The organism is Anaerosporobacter sp. (assembly GCF_965301125.1).
Genome location: NZ_CBDLAM010000217.1, coordinates 1 through 2910 on the forward strand (window position 1 = coordinate 1; position 2910 = coordinate 2910).

1 protein-coding gene is annotated in these 2910 nt (G+C 33.7%); it reads left to right on the forward strand.

The annotated features are described in order from the left end of the window. A partial coding sequence (gene essC, locus ACW2QF_RS17050) for a type VII secretion protein EssC (protein ID WP_455717216.1) occupies positions 1-2862 on the forward strand: 2862 nt, incomplete at its 5' end. Positions 2863-2910: the final 48 nt, after the last annotated feature.

The following is a 2910-nucleotide window of genomic DNA, read 5'->3' on the forward strand; positions in this document are numbered from 1 at the left end:
GATGATAAAAATGCATATTTGGAATATCTATATTCTGAATTATCTAAAAGAGAAGAAATTGCAAAGAAGGAAATGTGTTTTACACCACACTATATTGTTTTTGTGTTTGATATGGAGAAGATAAAGAAACATCCTATTATGCAGTTTATAGAGGAAAAGAAAAGTTACGGTGTTACATTTGTATTTATAAGTCAGTATGAGGAAATGTTACCAGCCAATTGTAAAGAGATTATACGGATTCATACAAATCATGAGGGAAAAATTATTGATAGTGAGGATAAGAAGAATACACAAAAATTTACTTTCGATGTGGTTGATGATGAAGTTGCAGAAAAAATAGCACTTAAACTAAGTCCAGTCAAAGTTAACGAGGTTAGTTTAGAGGGAACGTTAACTAAGAACATTACATTGTATAAATTACTTAATATAAAGAGTGCATTTGATCTTGATTTAGCAAAACGTTGGCAGGCATCAGCTGTTTATAAATCGATGGCAGCACCTATTGGGGTACGTGCTGGTAATGAAATGCTATATTTGGATTTGAATGAAAAGTACCATGGTCCTCACGGATTGGTAGCTGGAACTACTGGATCAGGAAAAAGTGAGATTTTACAAACATACATATTATCAATGGCAACACTATTTCATCCTTATGAGGTGGGCTTTGTAATTATCGATTTCAAATGTGGTGGTATGGAAAATCAAATAAAAGAACAACCACATATAAATGGAGCGATTACAAATATAGATCGCCGTGATTTAGATCGTTCTTTACAATCCATTAAGGCGGAATTAATAAAACGGCAGGAACTATTTACGGAAGCAGGAGTTAACCATATTGATTTATATATTAAAAAATATAAGAATGGCGAATGCTCTAAACCATTACCTCATCTTATTTTGATTGTTGATGAGTTTGCGGAACTTAAAAGTGATCAACCGGAATTCATGAAAGAACTTATTAGTACTGCTCGTATCGGTCGAAGTCTAGGGGTACATCTAATACTAGCTACACAGAAACCTTCAGGAGTAGTTAATGACCAAATTTGGAGTAACTCTAAGTTTAAACTATGTTTGAAAGTACAAAACAAAAGTGATAGTAATGAAGTTTTGAAATCTCCCTTGGCAGCAGAGATTAAAGAACCAGGTCGTGCGTATTTACAAGTCGGTAATAACGAAATATTTGAATTATTTCAATCAGCATATAGTGGGGCCTATACTTCTAGCGAGGAAATCGGGAATGTTAAGCCATTCAGCATCTATACAGTTGAGCTAAATGGTAAACATACGAAAGTATTTGAGCAAAAGGTTGAAAAGGTAGACTCAGAAGGAGAAACACAATTACAGGCAATCGTAAATTATGTACATGATTATTGTGAAGAAAGAAACATAGAGAGATTACCTGGAATATGTCTTCCACCTTTACAAGATGTGATTCTATATAGTAATAGAACGAATGATCCCATTGACAATAAGGATATATGTACACCGATTGGTATGTATGATGATCCGCACCATCAGATTCAATCAGAATACATGTTAAACTTAACGCAAAACAATATATTTATAGTGGGGGCATCGCAATATGGGAAAACAAATCTGTTGCAAACCATTATCCGTGGAGTTACATCTTCTTATTCACCGAAAGATGTGAATATATACATCTTGGATTTTGCCTCATTAGTCTTAAGAAACTTTGGTAAGCTAAATCATGTAGGTGGAGTAATTGCACCAAATGAAGAGGAAAAATTAAAGAACTTCATGAAAATGATGAATACAGAGATGAATCAGCGTAAGGAATTACTTGCAAGAATGGGAATTAGTTCTTTTGCTGCATATCGAGAGGCAGGATATAGCGAAATACCACAGATTATAATTATATTGGACAATTTCATAGCCTTTCGAGAATTGGCTTCAAACTATGATGAAAATATGCTATACATCTGCAGGGAAGGTTTATCATTAGGTTTGTCTGTTATTGTTACAACTGCGCAGACTTCAGGAATTAGTTATAAGTATCTATCAAACTTTTCAAAGAAAATAACTTTCTATTGTAATGATTCAAGTACCTATGCTTCCATGTTTGATCGTTGTCGCATGCAACCAAGAGAACGGGCAGGAAGCGGTTTGTTAGAGATAAACAGAATGAATTATGAATTCCAAAGCTATCTATCATTCGAGGGCGAAAAAGAGATTGATAGAGTAGAAAAGATTTCTCAGTTTATCATTGATGTAAATCAACAATTTAAGAATCAAAAAGCTAAATTTCTCCCAGAGATTCCAACAATTCTAGACGTAGAATACTTGGAGGATAATTTCTCTCAAGAAGGCAAGGAGCCTTATGAGATTAATGTAGCGCTTGACTTTGATACAATCGATTCTTGGAGCCTAAAACTCCTAGGTATGGGAGTGTTCTGGATATTTGGTGGTAAACAAAGTGGTAAGAAGAATTTCCTTAGAATAATATATCGTTATTTACAGAACTATAGATCAGAATATCCATCAAGAGTATATATTATTGATAATATGAAGCGTAAGTTAGAAGAGTTTCAACAATATGATTTGACAGGAGATTATAGTATCGATGCTAGTTGTATAGAAGACTATTTGCAAAAAGCAAAGGAGATTATTGAACAACGTATGTATCTTATTAAGAACTCTGGGGTTGAAGCCCTCAAGAACGAATCCTATCAGCTATTTGTTATAGCTAACCCAGATGTTATTAATGTAATTAGCGAAAGTAAGGAAAATACTTCTTTATACAAAGAGATTATTAATAATGGGAAAGAATTGAAGGTGGGTATTATCTTTATGGATGTTTATAACGGCCCAATATCTTATTCTTCCCCAGAGAGGGTATAGATGTGAAAAGAAAGTCGAAATGCAATTGTATTTGCGATTATAGCCAAT